This window comes from Isoptericola hypogeus (assembly GCF_039531145.1).
GTDB classification, from domain to species: domain Bacteria; phylum Actinomycetota; class Actinomycetes; order Actinomycetales; family Cellulomonadaceae; genus Isoptericola; species Isoptericola hypogeus.
The window spans coordinates 69,782-85,823 of the sequence record NZ_BAAAPM010000005.1; the positions used below are offsets into that span (position 1 = coordinate 69,782).

The 16,042-nt window shown below is 76.2% G+C and carries 16 protein-coding genes; 9 read left to right on the forward strand and 7 right to left on the reverse strand.

Annotation, left to right across the window (positions count from 1 at the left end; all coding sequences use genetic code 11):
* Nucleotides 1-1,696: hypothetical protein (locus ABD254_RS12995; protein WP_344248853.1), on the forward strand; the 1,696-nt coding region annotated here is incomplete at its 5' end.
* A gap of 30 nt (nt 1,697-1,726) precedes the next feature.
* On the opposite strand, the gene upp is transcribed toward ABD254_RS12995, so the two are convergent.
* Complete coding sequence (gene upp, locus ABD254_RS13000; RefSeq protein ID WP_344248854.1) at nt 1,727-2,362, reverse strand: uracil phosphoribosyltransferase; 636 nt, start codon at nt 2,360-2,362, stop codon at nt 1,727-1,729.
* Between the two features lie 158 nt (nt 2,363-2,520).
* Here upp and ABD254_RS13005 point away from each other — a divergent pair, with 158 nt between their 5' ends.
* On the forward strand, nt 2,521-2,952 hold the full coding sequence (locus ABD254_RS13005; RefSeq protein ID WP_344249286.1) for a nucleoside deaminase: 432 nt from the start codon (nt 2,521-2,523) through the stop codon (nt 2,950-2,952).
* A gap of 68 nt (nt 2,953-3,020) precedes the next feature.
* Nucleotides 3,021-4,106, forward strand: a complete 1,086-nt coding sequence (locus ABD254_RS13010; RefSeq protein ID WP_344248855.1) for a transglutaminase domain-containing protein — start codon at nt 3,021-3,023, stop codon at nt 4,104-4,106.
* 39 nt (nt 4,107-4,145) lie between these two features.
* Here ABD254_RS13010 and ABD254_RS13015 read toward each other — a convergent pair whose 3' ends face one another.
* Nucleotides 4,146-5,693 carry a phytoene desaturase family protein gene (locus ABD254_RS13015; protein ID WP_344248856.1) on the reverse strand — a complete coding sequence of 516 codons (1,548 nt, stop codon included), beginning with the start codon at nt 5,691-5,693 and terminating at the stop codon, nt 4,146-4,148.
* A gap of 130 nt (nt 5,694-5,823) precedes the next feature.
* On the opposite strand from ABD254_RS13015, the gene ABD254_RS13020 reads away from it, so the two are divergent.
* The 5 genes from ABD254_RS13020 (at nt 5,824) to ABD254_RS13040 (ending at nt 10,351) form a co-directional block, all read left to right on the forward strand.
* Nucleotides 5,824-6,288, forward strand: coding sequence for a hypothetical protein (locus tag ABD254_RS13020; RefSeq protein ID WP_344248857.1), 465 nt, complete (start codon nt 5,824-5,826; stop codon nt 6,286-6,288).
* On the forward strand, nt 6,285-7,226 hold the full coding sequence (locus ABD254_RS13025) for a hypothetical protein (RefSeq protein WP_344248858.1): 942 nt from the start codon (nt 6,285-6,287) through the stop codon (nt 7,224-7,226). Before ABD254_RS13020 ends, ABD254_RS13025 begins: the two co-directional genes overlap by 4 nt.
* A 109-nt stretch (nt 7,227-7,335) precedes the next feature.
* On the forward strand, nt 7,336-8,769 hold the full coding sequence (locus ABD254_RS13030) for a sensor histidine kinase (protein ID WP_344248859.1): 1,434 nt from the start codon (nt 7,336-7,338) through the stop codon (nt 8,767-8,769).
* The gene (locus ABD254_RS13035) at nt 8,757-9,419 is read left to right on the forward strand and encodes a LuxR C-terminal-related transcriptional regulator (RefSeq protein WP_344248860.1); all 663 of its coding nucleotides are present in this window, start codon (nt 8,757-8,759) and stop codon (nt 9,417-9,419) included. Before ABD254_RS13030 ends, ABD254_RS13035 begins: the two co-directional genes overlap by 13 nt.
* Nucleotides 9,416-10,351 (forward strand): DUF4097 family beta strand repeat-containing protein, encoded by a 936-nt coding sequence (locus tag ABD254_RS13040; protein WP_344248861.1) that lies wholly within the window; start codon nt 9,416-9,418, stop codon nt 10,349-10,351. Before ABD254_RS13035 ends, ABD254_RS13040 begins: the two co-directional genes overlap by 4 nt.
* Nucleotides 10,352-10,460: 109 nt before the next feature.
* Here the strand turns inward: ABD254_RS13040 and ABD254_RS13045 are convergent, their stop codons facing one another.
* The 5 genes from ABD254_RS13045 to ABD254_RS13065 all read right to left on the reverse strand — a co-directional run bounded on the left by ABD254_RS13045 (nt 10,461) and on the right by ABD254_RS13065 (nt 15,397).
* Complete coding sequence (locus ABD254_RS13045) at nt 10,461-11,369, reverse strand: Sir2 family NAD-dependent protein deacetylase (RefSeq protein WP_425553787.1); 909 nt, start codon at nt 11,367-11,369, stop codon at nt 10,461-10,463.
* A 91-nt stretch (nt 11,370-11,460) separates the two neighbouring features.
* Entirely contained in the window at nt 11,461-13,284 is a 1,824-nt protein-coding gene (locus tag ABD254_RS13050) for a carbohydrate-binding domain-containing protein (protein WP_344248862.1), read from the reverse strand.
* A 61-nt stretch (nt 13,285-13,345) separates the two neighbouring features.
* Nucleotides 13,346-14,200, reverse strand: coding sequence for a polyphosphate polymerase domain-containing protein (locus ABD254_RS13055; protein WP_344248863.1), 855 nt, complete (start codon nt 14,198-14,200; stop codon nt 13,346-13,348).
* Nucleotides 14,197-14,814, reverse strand: a complete 618-nt coding sequence (locus tag ABD254_RS13060) for a DUF4956 domain-containing protein (protein WP_344248864.1) — start codon at nt 14,812-14,814, stop codon at nt 14,197-14,199. Before ABD254_RS13060 ends, ABD254_RS13055 begins: the two co-directional genes overlap by 4 nt.
* Before the next feature lie 184 nt (nt 14,815-14,998).
* Entirely contained in the window at nt 14,999-15,397 is a 399-nt protein-coding gene (locus ABD254_RS13065) for a YybH family protein (RefSeq protein WP_344248865.1), read from the reverse strand.
* A gap of 123 nt (nt 15,398-15,520) precedes the next feature.
* On the opposite strand from ABD254_RS13065, the gene ABD254_RS13070 reads away from it, so the two are divergent.
* Nucleotides 15,521-16,042: glycosyl hydrolase family 18 protein (locus tag ABD254_RS13070; protein ID WP_344248866.1), on the forward strand; the 522-nt coding region annotated here is incomplete at its 3' end.

Here is a 16,042-nt window from a genome sequence, read left to right on the forward strand (position 1 = left end):
GGCCCGCGCCTACTGCGCGGAGGTCGGCGGCGTCGCGCGGGCCAGCGCCGTCGTCGAGGCGAGCTACGTCAACGCGACGGCGCAGACCGTCGACCTGCGGCTCGACGCCGCAGGGGACGGCCGGGCGGCCGAGCAGCGGCTCGCGCCCGGGGAGTCGGCGTCGGTGCGGGTGCCCGACGGCCTGCGCGTCCCGGCGGGCGCCGGCACCTGGACGCTGAGCACCACCGTGGTCGGCCAGACGTACCGCACCACCGTGCCCGCCGGCCCGCACACGGCCGCCGAGTGCTACGACCCGCGCTGGGACGTCAGTGCCTCCGCCGAGACGGTCAACGCCGACGGCGTGCTGCAGGTGCGCACGACGGTCACCAACGACACCGACGAGCCGATGCAGGTGGGCATGGCGGCGGCCGGCGCCGCCGCCGACGCGGTGCGCCTGGGCGCGGGGGAGACCACGACCCTCGCGGCCACGACCGGAGACCGCCGGATCGACGCCGGCGAGGCGGAGCTGAAGATGACCCGCTGGGTGGCCGACGCCGACGGCGACCTGCCGCCCAACAACGGCGTCACGCCCGCGACCCCGCGGCGGGTGTCGTACACAGGCGCGGTCCTCGACCCGACGGCGGGCGGCACCGCGGTGCTCGGCGACGCGTGCACCTTCGACGCCGCGACCCAGACGTCGTCGCGCACCGTGTCGGTGCCGGTGGACAACACCGCGTCGACCCTCGCGGTCCGGTTCGCGGTCCAGTCGGGCGGCGCGACCGCCACCGCACAGGTGGACGGCGGCACGACCGGCGCGCTCGAGGTCGCCGTGCCGTGGGGCACGACGTCGCTGGCCGTGACCGCCGACGGCCGCGCGGCCGGCACCGTCGAGGTGCCGTCCTTCGGGAGCTGCGCGACGGTGTCGTGGCCCGCCGAGAACGTCGCGGTCGACGTCGCCACGCAGTGCGTGGACGACCGCGCCCAGGTCGTCGTGACCGCGCACAACCGCGGCGGGGCGGCCTGGTCGGCCGACCTGGTGCACGACGGCGCGGACGCCGCGGAGCTCGCCGCCGGTGGCTCCGTCGAGCTGCGCCGGAACCTCGGCGGGCTGACCGCCCCCGAGGGGTCCGCGACCCTGCAGCTCGCGCGGACGGTCGAGGGCGAGCGGCACGTCGTGGAGCAGACGTTCTCCCACGACGCCGTGTCGTGCGTCGTCGTGGCGCCGCGGGCGAGCCTCGAGCTGGGCGAGATCCGGGTGGACGAGGACTGGTGGCGCGCGACCTCGACGCGGTCCGTGACCGTCGTGCTCGACAACGGCGGGTCCAACGTGCCGGTGGACTTCCGGGTGGTCGGCCCGGGCGGCGTCGACCGGCAGGCGACCGTCGACGGTCGCTCGTCGTCCCGCGTCGAGATGCCCGCCGTGCTGGGCCCCGAGGGCGGGTCGTACACCGTGAGCGCGGGCGACTGGTCCACCACCCTCCAGGTGGAGCCGTTCACCGGCACGAGCGGCTGGTGCGCCGCGCCCGGGCAGTGGGGCCAGGAGTACGCCGTCGGCGACGTCGCCTCCCACCGCGGCACCAACTACCAGTACGTGGGGTGGGGCGAGCGCGACGACGAGGCGCGGAACGAGGCGCACGACGACCGGGCGGGCAGCGACCAGGCGACGCGTGGCCGGCGCGGGCCGTGGGCCGAGATCGGGCGCTGCGAGTACCGCTGACCGGGGGCCGGACGGGCGACCGCGTGCGGCTCAGACCACGCCGTAGAGGCGGTCGCCCGCGTCGCCCAGACCGGGAACGATGTACCGGTTCTCGTCGAGCCGCTCGTCGACGGCCGCGACCACCACCTGCACGTCCACGCGCTCGCCGAGGGCCTCGCGCAGCACGTCGAGCCCCTCGGGCGCGGCCAGCAGGCACACGGCCGTGACGTCGCGCGCGCCCCGCTCGAGGACGTAGTCGATCGCGGCGACGAGCGTGCCGCCCGTGGCGAGCATCGGGTCGAGCAGGAAGACCTGCCGGTCCGTGAGGTCGTCGGGCAGCCGGTTGGCGTACGTGACGGCCTCGTACGTGGTCTCGTCGCGCTGCAGGCCGAGGAAGCCGACCTCCGCCGTGGGCAGCAGCCGCGTCATGCCGTCGAGCATGCCGAGCCCCGCCCGCAGGATCGGGATGACGATCGGGCTGGGGTCGGACAGGCGCACGCCCGTCGTCGTCGTCACGGGGGTGGTGATGTCCTTGGGCTCGGTGCGCACGTGGCGCGTCGCCTCGTAGGCCAGGAGGGTGACGAGCTCGTCCACCAGCAGGCGGAACGTCGCCGACGGGGTGGACTCGTCTCGCAGGACGGTGAGCTTGTGAGCCACCAGCGGGTGGTCGGCGACGTGCAGGCGCATGGGGCCACCGTACCCGCGAGACCCCCGCAGGCGTGGCTCGCGGATAGCCTGGCCGGGTGACCTCCGACGCCGAGCCCCGGGGCCTGGCCCTGCCGTGGGCCGACGGCGAGTTCCCGCCCGCCACGGTGAGCGGCCGGCGCCAGGTGTGGGACGCCCTCATGGGCCTCGCGCTGCACGAGGCGTCGCACGCCCTGGCCACCGACGACGTCCCGGTCGGCGCGCTCGTCGTCGACGCCGACGGCCGGCTGGTCGGCCTGGGCCGCAACCGGCGCGAGGAGACCGGGGACCCGACGGCGCACGCCGAGGTCCTGGCGCTGCGGCAGGCCGCGGCGACGCAGGGGGAGTGGCGGCTCACCGGCTGCACGCTCGTCGTGACGCTCGAGCCGTGCGTGATGTGCGCGGGCGCGCTCGTCGCCGCCCGGGTGCGGCGGCTCGTGCTCGGCGCGTGGGACCCCAAGGCCGGCGCCACGGGCTCGGTGTGGGACCTCGTGCGGGACCAGCGGGCGAACCACGCCGTCGAGGTGGTCGGTGGCGTGCGCGAGGACGAGTGCGGCACGATCCTGCGGGAGTTCTTCGACTCCCGGCGGTGACGCCAACGGGTCTCTCGTCCCGGTCGTGCGGGGTATCCGGGCCGTTGCGCACAGGATCGGGACGGGCGATGAGGTCCGACGACGACGGAGGTCTATACGGCATGGACAGCTCGGCACGTTCCCCGATCGCCGCCGCGACCGTGGCCGCCGCGCCGACGCTCGACGACTACGCCCGGCACAGCGTGTTCTCCGACCCCGGGCCCCACGCGGCCCTCCTCGCCGCCGTCCCGCCCGAACCGGCGCACGTGGCCGCCGCCGCGTGCGCGACGGTCGTGCACTACCGGGCCGGCGACCCGGCGCTCACCGACGACCAGCGCACCGACGTCGACCGCCGATGGCTCGCCTTGACGCTGGACGCGGCCGTCGCGCGCCAGGCCGGCCCGCTCGACGCCCCCCGCAGCGTCGACCGGCAGGTCGCCGGCTGCTGCCGGGACCACACGCTCTTCGCCGTCGGGGTGCTGCGCTCGCACGGGATCCCGGCGCGCTCGCGGATCGGCTTCGCGGGGTACTTCGAGCCGCCGTTCTTCCACGACCACGTCGTGGTGGAGCACTGGGCCGCCGACGCGGGCCACCCGGCCGGGGGCCGCTGGGTGCGCTGGGACCCCGAGCTCACACCGGAGGGCCCGTGGGACTTCGACGTCCACGACCTGCCCACGGGCCCCGGCTCGGTGTTCCCGACGGCGGCGGAGGTCTGGCGGTCCATCCGTGCGGGCGAGGTGGACCCGGCGGCATACGGGGTGGCGCCCGACCTGCCGCACCTGGGCGGCAAGGACTTCGTGCGGGGCTACGTGCTGCTCGAGCTCGCGCACCGGATGCGCGACGAGGTGCTGCTGTGGGACCTGTGGGGTCCGGCGCCCGACATCCCCGGCGTGGCCGGGCTGATGGCGTCGTCGCCGCCCGGCAGCGTGCCGCTCGTGCCCCTCGACCCGGGTGCGTGGGACGCGCTCACCGACGCCCTCGCCGCGCTGCTGGTGGCCGCCGACGCCGGGGACGCCGCGGCCGAGGAGACCCTCGCCGCGCGGTACGCCGCCGGTCTCGGGCCCCGGGGCCGGGTGCTCACGGCGTCGCCGCTCGGCCGCCTGGGTGTCACCGACCTGCGCGCCCGCACGACGTCGTGGGCCGCCGGGCGCGGGGTGGCCGTCCCCGCCGACTGACCCTCAGGGCGCCGCGACCCTCAGGGCGTCACGGACCGCTCAGAGCGGCGGGACGCGCACGCCGAAGACCTCCCGCAGCGCGCGGCGCGCGGCGTGCCAGCCGCCCATGCCGTGCACGCCCGGCCCGGGCGGCGTCGACGCCGAGCACAAGTAGACGCCGCCGGCCCCGATCCGGTACGGGTTCGCCCGCAGGGTAGGGCGCGCGACCAGCTGCCACATCGTCGCGGCGCCCGCGGAGATGTCGCCGCCCACGTAGTTGGCGTTGTGCTCGGCCATGCGGGTGGCGGGCACGCAGCTCGACCCCACGACGACGTCCCGGAAGCCGGGCGCGAAGCGCTCGATCTGGGCGGTCACGGCCTCGGTGACGTCGACGTCGGAGCCGGCGGGCACGTGCGCGTACGCCCACAGGGGTCGCAGCTCGCCGGCGCCGCCCGGCCCCCGCGGCACCCGGCGAGTGGCGTCGACGACGGTGGGGTCGCTGACCAGGCACATCGGCCGGTCCGCGTGGCGGCCGGCGTGCACGTCCGCCTCGGCGGCCGCCATCTGCGCGCGCGTCCCGCCGACGTGGACCGTGCCCGCCCGGCCCACCTCGGCCGCGGCCCACTGCACCGGCCCCGACAGGTCGAAGTCGACCTTCGCTGCGGCGTTGCCGTGCCGGAACCGTGCCAGGTCGTGCCGCAGGCCGGGCGGGACGGCGTCGCCCGCGACGTCGAGCAGCGTGCGCGGCGCGGTGTCGAAGAACAGGGCCCGCGCCGCCGGCAGGTCCGCGCGCGATCGCACGCGGTGGCCGGTGACGACGGTGCCGCCGTGCGCCTCGAGGTCCGCCACCAGCGCGGCGACGATCGCGCCGGACCCGCCCCGGGGGACCGCCCACCCGCCGTCGAACGCCGAGTCCGGCCCGGGGCCGGGTGTCGCGTGCGCGAGGGCGCCGAGCATGAGGGCGGTCCCGGCGGAGGCCAGCGACGGCATCGGGGTGATGGTGTGCGCGCCGACCCCGGTCAGCAGCGCGGGCGCCTCGTCGCCGGCGAACCGGGCGTCCCACGCGCGCGAGCCCTGCTCGAGGAGCCCGAGGCCGAACCGCACCACGGCCGCCGCCTGGCGCACGGGCCGCGGCCCGTCGAGCACGCCTGGCGGGACCGACCGCCGGTCGCCCATGCCGACCGCGACCACGGCCCGCCAGTGCTCGGCGAGCGGGCCGAGCAGCGACCGCCACGCCGCGCCGTCGGGCCCGAGGCCGGTCGCGGTGCGCTCCAGGTCCCGGTAGGCGATCGCGGCGCGTCCACCGGGCAGCGGCTGCGCGTAGGAGACCTCAGGGGTGCGGAGGTCGACCCCGTGGGCGGGGAGGTCGAACGCGCGGAAGAACGGCGAGGCCCACGCCATCGGGTGGACGGCGGAGCAGAGGTCGTGGACGACGCCGTCGGCCAGTCCCGCCAGCAGGTCGCCGTCGTCGCCGGGGGCGAGCGTGCGGGCGCCGCCGCCCACCGTCGCGTTGGCCTCCAGCACCGTCACCGACAGGCCGGCCCGCGCCAGGGTCACGGCGGCGGCGAGCCCGTTGGGGCCGGAGCCGATGACGACTGCGTCCTGCACTGCGCCTCCCAGGGGTGTCGCGGATATTTCACCCGCTCCGGTCAGGGTAGGACCGTCGCCACGGGCATCAGTGCTGCTACGCTCGCGCGCGCCCCAACGTGGGGGCACGAAACGGTCAAGGGACAACTGTATGGGTGACGTGGCGGTGCCCGCTCGGGTGGACGAGCCGGGGGACGAGCGGAGCACGGCGAGGCGCGCCCGGCTGGTGACCTACGGCGCGGTCGGTGCCCTGCTCGCGGCGGCGCTGGTCCAGGTCGACGTCTGGCCGCTCACCGCCATGCGCCTCTTCAGCAACGTCCGCACCGACCACGGGGCGAGCACCTCGCTCGTCGCGGTCGGGCTCGACGGGTCGCGCACCGACCTCCGACCGGCCGGCGGCGCGATCCTCGCCACCACCAGCCACCTGTTCGACGACCTGGAGCGGGCCGACGACGCGCGGGCGCGGGAGATGGTGCACGCGTGGCTCGACCTCGCGGGCGTCGACCCTGCCGGCGTCGACCGCGTCGTGCTGGAGAAGGCGACCTGGGTGATGGCCCCGGACACCGGGGCACGGCACGAGACCGGGCGCGAGGTCGTCGCCGAGGTGCGGCCATGACGGCGACGGCCCCGGAGCCGACCGTCCCGGAGCCGACGGTCCCCGCGCCCCCGGCCTGGCACCGTCGTGCCGGAGCGGCCGTGCGCGGCGCCGCGCGCAGGTTGGACGCCCGGCTGGTGGCGCCGGGGCCCGCGTGGCGGCTCCGGTGGGTGCACGCGCTGGTCGCGTGCGTCATCGGGCTCCGGCTCGCGACCCGCGACTGGACGCAGATCGCGGCCCGTCCCGACGCCCTGCGGGTGCGGGCCAACGTCGTGGGCTGGATCCCCGACTTGCCGGCCGCGGCGCTGGTCGGGCTCCAGGTGGTGGGCGTCGTCGCGGTGGTGCTCGCCGTCGTGCGGTGGCGCCCGCGGGCAGCGTTCGCCGTGGCGTGGGTCTGCTACACGGTCCTCGCCGGCCTGTGGGGGAGCTCGGGGAAGTTCCTGCACAACGACGTGCTCACCGTGACCGTGGGGGCGGTGCTGCTGTTCGCGGCCGTGCCCGGGCGTGGCACGCCACCGCGCGCCACGAGCGTGCGGTGGGGGTGGCCGCCCCGGGCCGCGCTCGCCGTGGTCGCGGTGGTGTACTGCCTCACGGGCGTGCAGAAGCTGCGGCACAGCGGCCTCGGCTGGGCGCTCTCCGACAACATGGCCTGGGTGCTGCGCCAGGGGACGTCACCGTTCGGCCCGGCGTTCACGCACGCGATCGCGGACACGCCGTGGCTGCCGCAGCTCCTCGCGACCGGCGCCCTCTGCCTGGAGCTGACGGCGCCGATCCTGCTGTTCGTCGCGTGGACGCGGGTGCCGTTCGCGCTCGCCGTCGCCGCCATGCACACCAGCATCTGGGCATGCCTGGGGCTGGACTACTCCGCGTGGGTGCTCACCGCCGCTGCGGTCGCCGTGCCCATGGGCCTCCCGTGGCGACCGCCGTGGCCGCGGCGGGGCCGGGTCGCGCCGGCGTAGCTCCCGGGGGCGCGCCGGGGTCGGCCCTGCCGGGGTCGGGGCAGCCCTACCGTCACGACGTGGGGATCCTGCCTGCCGCGGCGGGCTGCCGCCGCCTAGGGTCGATCACGTGACCAGCACCGCGACCTCCCGCCCCGACCCGCCCGGCGCCCCCGCGCCCGGCGTCGAGGCTCGCACCGCCCCCGCGCTCGTCGTGCCTGGCGCGTTCCGGCGCGCCCCCGTCTCGGCGGCCACCGGGCGGGCGTTCGCCCAGCTCGCCGTCGGCGGCACGTGGCTGCTGGCCGCCGGGACGGCGCTGTGGGTCGCGGTCGTGGTCTCCGCGATGCTCGTGCCCGTCCTCGGGATCGGCGTCCCCTGCCTGGCGGCCTGCCTCGTCGTGGCCCGCTGGTTCGGGGCCGCCGAGCGCGCCCGCGTCGCCGTGCAGACGGGCGTCGAGATCCCGGCGCCCGCGCCGCGGGCGGGGTCGGCGCGCGGCGGGGTCTGGCGCCGCGCGTGGGACCTGCTGGCCGGCGTGCTGCGCGACGGGCGGGCCTGGGCCGCCGTCGGCTACGCCATCCTCGGCACGCTGCTCGCGACCACGTTCCTCCTGCTCGCGGTCACGTTCGCCGGGGGCGCGGTGGCTGCCGTCGTCGTCGCCGTCGTGGACCGCGGGAGCGCCGTCACGGACCGGTTGGCCGTGGACCTGCCGTGGGCTGTCGTGCTCGGCGGGGCGGTCGTGGCGGCCGTCGTCCTGGTGTGGCTCGCGGCCGTCGCCGCGCAGTACGGCACGCTCCTCGTGGTGCGGCTCGCGACCGCCCTCCTCGGTCCGTCGGCGTCCGACGTCGCCCGCGCCCGCGCCCGGGCGGCGGAGCACGAGGCGCGCGCCGCGGAGCAGGAGGCGCGCTCCGCCCGCGAGCGCGCCGTCGTGCTCACCGAGACCCGGTCCCAGGCCGTCGCGGCCGCCGACGGCGAGCGCCGCCGCATCGAGCGGGACCTGCACGACGGCGCGCAGCAGCGGCTCGTCGCGCTCGGCGTCGAGCTCGGCGTCGCGCGCCGCCTCGCCGAGCGCGACCCGGCGGCGGCCGCCGCGGCCCTCGAGCACGCGCACGGCGAGGTCAAGGAGACCCTCGCCGAGCTGCGTGACCTCGTGCGCGGCATCCACCCCGCCGTCCTGTCCGACCGCGGCCTCGACGCCGCGCTGTCCGCGCTCGCCGCCCGCAGCCCCGTGCCCGTGCGGGTCGAGGTGGGCACCGACCTCACGGCGGCCGACTCCGCCGCCCAGGCCGCGGCCTACTTCGTCGTCGCCGAGGCGCTGACGAACGTGGCGAAGCACGCGGACGCGTCGTCCGCCGGCGTGCGCGCGCTGGTCGTCGCCGACGGCGCCGCCGCCGCCCGCCTTCGGGTCGAGATCACCGACGACGGCCGGGGCGGCGCCGAGCCGTCGCCCGGCAGCGGCCTCGCCGGCCTGCGCGGCCGGGTCGCCGCGCTCGACGGCTCCTTCGAGCTCACCAGCCCGCCGGGGGCGGGCACCCGACTCATCGTGGAGGTGCCGTGCGCATCGTGATCGCGGAGGACTCCGTCCTCCTCCTGGACGGCCTCGCCCGGCTGCTGACCGCGGAGGGCCACCAGGTGACCGGCCACCGCACCGCCGACGAGCTCGTCGCCGCGATGTCCCGGCCCGGCGCCGTGGTCCCCGACCTGCTCGTGACCGACGTCCGCATGCCGCCGTCGCACACCGACGAGGGCCTGCGCGCGGCGCTGCACCTGCGCAGCCTGCACCCCGAGCTGCCGGTGCTCGTGCTCTCCCAGTACGTGGAGCAGCGGTACGCGTCCGAGCTGCTCGCCCGCGGCGCACGTGGCCTGGGCTACGTGCTCAAGGACCGCGTCGCCGACGTCGACGCCTTCCTCGACGCCGTCGACCGGGTGGCCGGCGGCGGCACCGTCATCGACCCGGAGGTGGTCACGCAGGTCATCGCCCGCAGCCGCCGCTCGGACCTCGACGGCCTGACCCGGCGCGAGCGCGAGGTGCTCGAGCTCATGGCCGAGGGGCGCTCGAACACCGCGATCGCGGAACGCCTCGTGGTGGGGATGGCCGCCGTCGAGAAGCACGTCACGAACATCCTCACCAAGCTCGGGCTCCCGCCCGACGCCGACGACAACCGCCGCGTCCTCGCGGTGCTGCGCTGGCTCGACCAGAACGGAGCACGACCATGACCCAGCAGACGAACCCGACGGCGCCCGCGTCCCCGGCGCCCGCCGCCCCCGCACCGGCCCCGACGCCGCCGGGCCGTGGCCCGACCGCGCGCGTGCTGCTCGTCGTCGGCGCGGTCGTCGCGGGCCTGGCCGTGCTGTGGGCGGCGCTCTTCCTCGTCGACCTCGCGATGTCGAAGACGACGACGACGCACGCGTCGTACGACGCGGCCCCCGCCGTGGAGCTGGTGGCCGACGGTGACGTGACCGTGCGGGTCGCCGAGGGCGGGGTCGAGGTCGACAGGATCGCGCACAGCGGCATCATGTCGCCGGAGTACGCGGTGGAGGAGTCCGCCACCGGCCTTGTCGTCACGCACGAGTGCGACGCCTGGCTGTGGGCGGCGTCGTCGCGGTGCGCGGGCGAGCTCGACGTCACGGTGCCCGCGGACACCGAGCTGGTCGTCCGTACCTCCAACGGTGACGTGCTGGCGAGCGGCCTCGCGGGCGACGTGGAGCTGGCGTCGAGCAACGGCCGTATCGAGGCCACGGCGATCGACGGCCGGCTCGAGGCGGACACGAGCAACGGTGACGTCACCGTCGGCCGGGCCACCGGGGACGTGGAGCTCCGCTCGTCGAACGGGTCGATCGAGGTGTCCGACGTCGGCGGCGAGCTCGTGGCCGACACCAGCAACGGCCGCATCGAGGTCGAGGACGTCGCCGGGGCGGCGCGCGCGACCACGAGCAACGGACGCGTCGAGGTCGCCGGCGTGGGCGGTGACGTGCACGCCGAGTCGAGCAACGGCGACGTCACCGTGGTCGGGGACGGCGAGCCGGTGGCGCTCACGATCGAGACCTCGAACGGGGAGCAGACGATCGAGGGTCCCACCGACCCGGCCGCTGCCCGGACCGTCGAGGTCCGCTCGTCCAACGGGGACGTGTCGTACCTGGCGCCCTGACCCGACCCGACCGACCCCGCACTGCCGAACAGGCGGTTGACACCGTTATCGGCGCTGATCAGGCGCGATAACGGTGTCAACCGCCTGTTCGGCACCGGGATGGGGGGTGCTAGAGCCGTTCGGCCAGCGTGCTGAGCGTGGCCGTGGTGCCGGCGTCGACCTTGAGGGTGGCCAGCGGGTCGCCGCGGGTGGCGCCCCGGTTGACGATGACGACGGGCTTGCCCGCCTTGGCCGCGTGCCGCACGAAGCGCAGCCCGCTCATCACCGTCAGCGACGTGCCGGCCACGAGCAGCGCGTCGGCGTCGTCGACCATCGCGTACGCGCGCTGCACCCGTTCGCGGGGCACGTTCTCGCCGAAGTAGACGATCTCCGGCTTGAGCATCCCGCCGCAGAACTCGCACACGGCGGGCACGAAGTGGCTGGTCTGCTCGATGACGGCGTCCGCGTCCGGGGCGGTCTCGATGTCCGTGACGGTGGCGCCCTCGGCGAGGACCGACTCGACGAAGCCGGGGTTGAGCGCGTCGAGCCGCTCCGCCAGCCGCGTGCGGGACGTGACCCGGCCGCACTGCAGGCAGATCACCCGGTCGTAGCGGCCGTGCAGGTCGATCACGTGCCGCGACCCGGCGTCCTCGTGCAGCAGGTCCACGTTCTGCGTGATGACGCCGTGCAGGATGCCGCGGCCCTCGAGCGCGACCAGCGCGCGGTGCCCGGCGTTCGGCTCAGTGTGGTGCACCCGCTGCCAGCCCACGTGGTTGCGCGCCCAGTAGTGACGGCGGAACGCCTCGTCGGCGACGAACTGCTGGTACGTCATCGGCGCCCGCGGCGGCGAGTCCGGGCTGCGGTAGTCCGGGATGCCGGAGTCGGTGGAGACCCCCGCCCCGGTGAGCGCCGTGATCGTGAGGCCGCGCAGCGTGCCCACCGCGTCCTCGGCGGAGCCGTGGTGCACCACCGTGCCCGGCGGGAGCTCCCAGCGGCGCTCCTGGTACGTCGGGGCGAGCGGCCGGGCCTGGGGTTGCACGGTTCGAGCGTACGACGACGGGGCGGGACCCCGCCCGCGGCGGGCCGGGCGCCGCCGGGTGGCGCGGGCCGGCGTCCGCGCCACCGCGGCCTCAGGCGTCGGCCGACGTCGCGTCCTCGGTCGTGCCGTCGGTCGTGCCGGACGTCGTCCCGCTCTCGGCGCTCTGGCCGTCCTGGCCCTGGCCGCCGGGCATGCCCATGCCGCCGGCGGCCGCCTCGCCCGCGGTCGCGGTGCCCACCTCGGTGCCGTCTGCGGTGAGCGTGTAGGTGTCGCCGGCGGTGATCTCGGGGCCGCTGTAGACCACCGACTGGGCGGTCTTGGTGAGGGTCAGCGTCGCGACGGTCTCGCCGTCCGCGTCCACGACCGCGACCTCGGTGCCGGCGTCGAGGGTCGAGTCCGCGGTCAGCGCGACCCAGCCCTGGGACGAGGCCTCGGCCGGGGACTCCGCCATGCCGGACGATCCCGCCGCGAGCAGCGTGCCGCCGTCGACCGTGGTGCCGCCGGCGGAGTCGAGCGAGCCGTTGCCTCCGTTCGTCGGGCCCTCGACGACGATGTCGCCGCCGCTGATCACCGTGACCCCGTTGGAGTCGAGGCCGTCGCCCTCGGCGTCCACGTGCAGCGTGCCTCCGGTGACGGTGATCGACGCGCCCTCCTCGACGGCCATGCCGCCGCCACCTCCGCCGCCTCCGCCGCCCTGCGGCATCTCGCCGTCGGCGGGGGGCCCGCCCTGGGGCATCTCGCCGTCGGCGGGCGGCTCGCCCGTGGGCGCCGTCCCGTCGGCGGGCGGCTCGCCCTGCGGCATCTCGCCGTCCGTGGCCGCGCCGGTGTCGCCGGTGGTCGTGTCGTCGGTGGTCGTGTCGCCCGAGGTGGTCGAGTCGTCGGTGGTCGTCTCGTCCTCGGCCTCCTTGACGGTCGCGTTGAGCCCGTCGTCGGTGGAGGTCACGTCGACGTCGCCGCCCGACTGCACGATCGTCGCGGCCTCGATGCCCTCCTCGGAGCCCGTGACCGTCAGGGAGCCGTCCGTGACGACGACGTCGGTGAAGCCCTGTACGCCGTCGGAGGCTGCCTCGACGGTCACGTCGCCGCCCAGCAGCGCGACGTACCCGGCTGCGGCGTCGTCGTCGGTGTCGGCCTTCAGCCCGTCGCCGCCCGCCGTCGCGTCGATCGTTCCGCCGGTGACGACGAGGTAGTCCTTGCCGCGGAGGGCGTCGTCGGCCGCCTGGACGGTGATGTCGCCGCCGGCGACGACGAGGCCGTCCTTGCCGGTGATGCCGTCGCCTCCGTTGCCGACGACCTCGAGCGCACCGCCGCCGGAGATCGCCAGGTCCGCGGTGGAGTACAGCGCGGCGTTGGCGGCGTTGTCCGACGTCGTGTCGGCGTAGGTCTCGGCGTCCTCGAGGCGGTTCGTGGAGCCGTCGGCCAGCACGACGGACACCTGGTCGGCGTCCTGCACGTCGATCGCGGCTCCCGTGGAGCTGGTGACGTCCGCGCCGTCGAGCACCAGGCGCACGACGCCGTCGACGGCCGAGTCGACGACGACCTGGCCGTCGTCGAGCGTGCCGGAGATCCGGTAGGTGCCGGGCTGGGTGATCGTCACGGTGGACCCGTCGACGGTCACGCCGTCGCCGTCCGACGTGGCGGCGTCGCCGTCCAGGGAGACCGCGACCTCGTCGGCGGCGTCCCAGGTCGCGTCGGCCAGGGCGGCGGTCTCGTCGTAGGCGAGGTTGTCGGCCAGCACCGCGTCGGCGTCGAGGCCGGAGTTGTCGGCGGCCACGAAGGCGGCCTCGGAGGTGCTTTCGGAGGCCGTCGTCGCGTCGCCGGCGTCGCACGCGGCGACGGCTCCGACGGTGAGCACGCCGGCGGCGGCCAGCGCGACGGCGCGGGTCCAGACGGTGCGGGGGCGGGGGATACGCATGGGATGTCCTCTCGGGGATCGAGCGGGGTTGGTCGTTCGGGAAGTCAGGAGTGCGCGGCGCTCAGGCCGCGTGCAGGCGCTCGCGGCGCAGGCGGCGCCAGGGGTGGTCGGGGAGGTCGGGCCGCAGCAGCGCCAGGCCGGTGCCGTACTTGGAGATGCGGTCGGGCCGGTGCCCGGCCCGCCACAGCGCGCGGTCGGCGCTCGACGGCGCGGTCCCGGCCTTGGTCTCGACGACGACGAGGTCGCCGACGGCGGTGGTCGGTCGGTCGGGCCTCGCACCCTCGGTGTCGTGGTCCGTGGCGTCGGCGAGCCGCCAGGACAGCCCGGTGTCGAGGGTGAGCCGCGCGTCGGGGAGCAGCAGCGTCGTGCGGCGGTAGGCCGAGCGCAGCACCGGCGACAGCGCGGACGACGGCGGGACGTCGAGGCGGGCGGCGGCGAGCCGGCCGTCGACGAACTCGGCGCCCGCCCGGTCGAGCCGGCCCGCGACCGTCCACGGCTGCCGCTCCTTGACGGTCACCCCGCGCGCGGCGCGGGTCTTGACCTCGAGGAACGTCGCGCCGCCGGTGTCGACGTAGGTGCGGCTGCGGACCTTGAACCGGCGCCGGCGACGTCGGGCCGCCAACCGGAAGGTGAGCAGGTCCTCGGTGTCGAAGTAGGTCGACGCGTACGTGAACGTGCGGGCCCCGTCGATCTCGAGTACCCGGACCGGCGCGGCCGGGGTGAGCCCTTCCCGGGTGAGCTCGGCCAGGAGCGCGGCCACCTCGGCCGGGGTGAGCACGTACTTGCGGTCGACGCGCGTCTGCAGCGCCGCCGTCGCGTCGAGCTCGGCGAGGCCGACGGCGGCACAGCGCGCCAGGCCGCTGGTCACGACGTCGTCGGCCGTCGTGTCGCGCACGGTCGTCGCGGGGGACGTCATCGGACCACCGCCAGGTCGCGGTCGGCCCCCGATGCCGCGGGCCCGGCGGGAGTCGGTGCGCCGCGGCCCGAGCGGGGCAGCTCGTAGCGGACCTCGACCCGGGTGGTGTCGTCGGCGAGGTCGAGCTCCTGGACGGAGGCGGTGTGCACCGTGGCCCCGAGCAGCTGCTCCAGGACGGCCGTGAGCTCGGCGGGGTCGGTGATCGCCCGGTCGAGGACGATCGTCTGGCTGCGGTGGCGCGACAGCAGGCGCGGGTGGTCCGCGATCGCCATGACGAGCAGGATGAGGGCGGACCCCGCGATGCCCATCCAGCCGACCGAGGACCCGAGCCCGCCGAGCAGCCCGAGCGCCAGGGACGCGAAGTAGTACGCCACCTCGCGCTGCGACAGCTCGTTGGAGCGCAGCCGGATGATCGACAGGACGCCGAAGAGGCCGAGGCCGAGCCCGGCGGCGATGGCGCTCGACGACAGCACGGCCGACACCGCGAGCACCCCCACGTTGACGCCCAAATAGGCGACGACCAGGTCGCGACGCCGGTGGCGGGGGAAGTAGATCGCGAAGGTGAGGATCGCGACGGCGACGAGGTCGATCGCGTACAGCAGTGCGGGTGTCATCGGGGCTCCCGGGTCGTGGGCCGTTCATGGCCCGTCGGTCGGTACGCCACCCAGTGGACACCCGCCGTTCAGGCTCCGGCTGGGCCTGACCTGGGGTCTCGCTGGGTTGGCTGGGAGCTTCCCGAGGGTCGCCTGCACGACGGGCGTCGCCGGCCCCCGGTCCGGGTGAACGCGCCGCGCGGCGTCAGGCCGGGCCGGCCGCGCCCTGCTCCTGGGCCGCTCTGTACGGGCGGCCGGGCCAGTGGGCCCATTCCTCGAAGTCCTCGACGCGGCCGTCGTCGGCGAACCGCAGCACCCACAGGTCCTGATACTCCTGCTCGCGCGGCGCGGAGTAGTGCACCCGCACCCGCACGACGGCGGACCGCCCCTCGACGGCCACCGGATCGGCGGACATGGTGAACCGGGTGCCCCCCTCCTCCGGCCAGAACGCCTCGATGGCCGCGTGCCCGACCTCCGGCTCGTCGTAGGGCGACGGCGCATACCGCGCGAGCTCGGTGAACAGCTCGGCCACCGCGCCGACGTCGTTCTGGCGCCAGGCGCGCTCGTAGCGCGCCACCCAGGCCATGACCTCGTCCCTGCCCATGCGAGCCTCCCGTGCCGGTGTCCCGCCAGTCTGGCCCGCGCGTGGCCCGCCCGCTATTCTGCAGGAGTCCGAACAAACCGGTTCCGGGTGCCACGCACCCGGGGGAAGCAACGAGGCTCCCGCATGAGACACCGACCGTTCCTGCGCCGTCCCGCCACCGCCGCGCTCGCCGCCCTGACCGCCGCCACCACCGCCGTCGTCGGCCTCGCCGGCGGTGCTACCGCGGCCGCGCCCGCCGCACCGTCCGCCGGACAACCCGCCGACCGCCCGGCCGACGGCTCGTCCACCCACGACGCCGACGGCGTCAACGGCTACAAGACGCTCGGCTACTTCCCCGGCTGGGGACCGGGCGACGCGCACGACTACGAGGTGGCCGACCTCGTGCGCACGGGCGCGGCGGCCGACCTCACCCACCTCACCTACGCCTTCGGCAACGTCACGTCCGACCTCGTCTGCGACATCAGCGACGCTCAGGGCCCCGAGGGCGACCGGGAGAACGACTACCTGCGCCTGATCGGGGCCCGCGACTCCGTGGACGGCGTCGCCGACTCCCCGGACCAGGCGCTCGCCGGCAACTTCAACCAGCTGCGCAAGCTCAAGGAGGTCTACCCCGACCTGAAGGTGATGATCTCCCTCGGCGGCTGG

Excerpts from the sequence above, each read along its gene's own strand:
- upp (WP_344248854.1), bottom strand. The coding sequence starts at position 2,362 with ATGCGCCTGCACGTCGCCGACCACCCGCTGGTGGCTCACAAGCTCACC.
- ABD254_RS13005 (WP_344249286.1), top strand. The coding sequence starts at position 2,521 with ATGGGCCTCGCGCTGCACGAGGCGTCGCACGCCCTGGCCACCGACGAC.
- ABD254_RS13010 (WP_344248855.1), top strand. The coding sequence starts at position 3,021 with ATGAGGTCCGACGACGACGGAGGTCTATACGGCATGGACAGCTCGGCA.
- ABD254_RS13020 (WP_344248857.1), top strand. The coding sequence starts at position 5,824 with ATGGGTGACGTGGCGGTGCCCGCTCGGGTGGACGAGCCGGGGGACGAG.
- ABD254_RS13025 (WP_344248858.1), top strand. The coding sequence starts at position 6,285 with ATGACGGCGACGGCCCCGGAGCCGACCGTCCCGGAGCCGACGGTCCCC.
- ABD254_RS13040 (WP_344248861.1), top strand. The coding sequence starts at position 9,416 with ATGACCCAGCAGACGAACCCGACGGCGCCCGCGTCCCCGGCGCCCGCC.
- ABD254_RS13050 (WP_344248862.1), bottom strand. The coding sequence starts at position 13,284 with ATGCGTATCCCCCGCCCCCGCACCGTCTGGACCCGCGCCGTCGCGCTG.
- ABD254_RS13055 (WP_344248863.1), bottom strand. The coding sequence starts at position 14,200 with ATGACGTCCCCCGCGACGACCGTGCGCGACACGACGGCCGACGACGTC.
- ABD254_RS13060 (WP_344248864.1), bottom strand. The coding sequence starts at position 14,814 with ATGACACCCGCACTGCTGTACGCGATCGACCTCGTCGCCGTCGCGATC.
- ABD254_RS13065 (WP_344248865.1), bottom strand. The coding sequence starts at position 15,397 with ATGGGCAGGGACGAGGTCATGGCCTGGGTGGCGCGCTACGAGCGCGCC.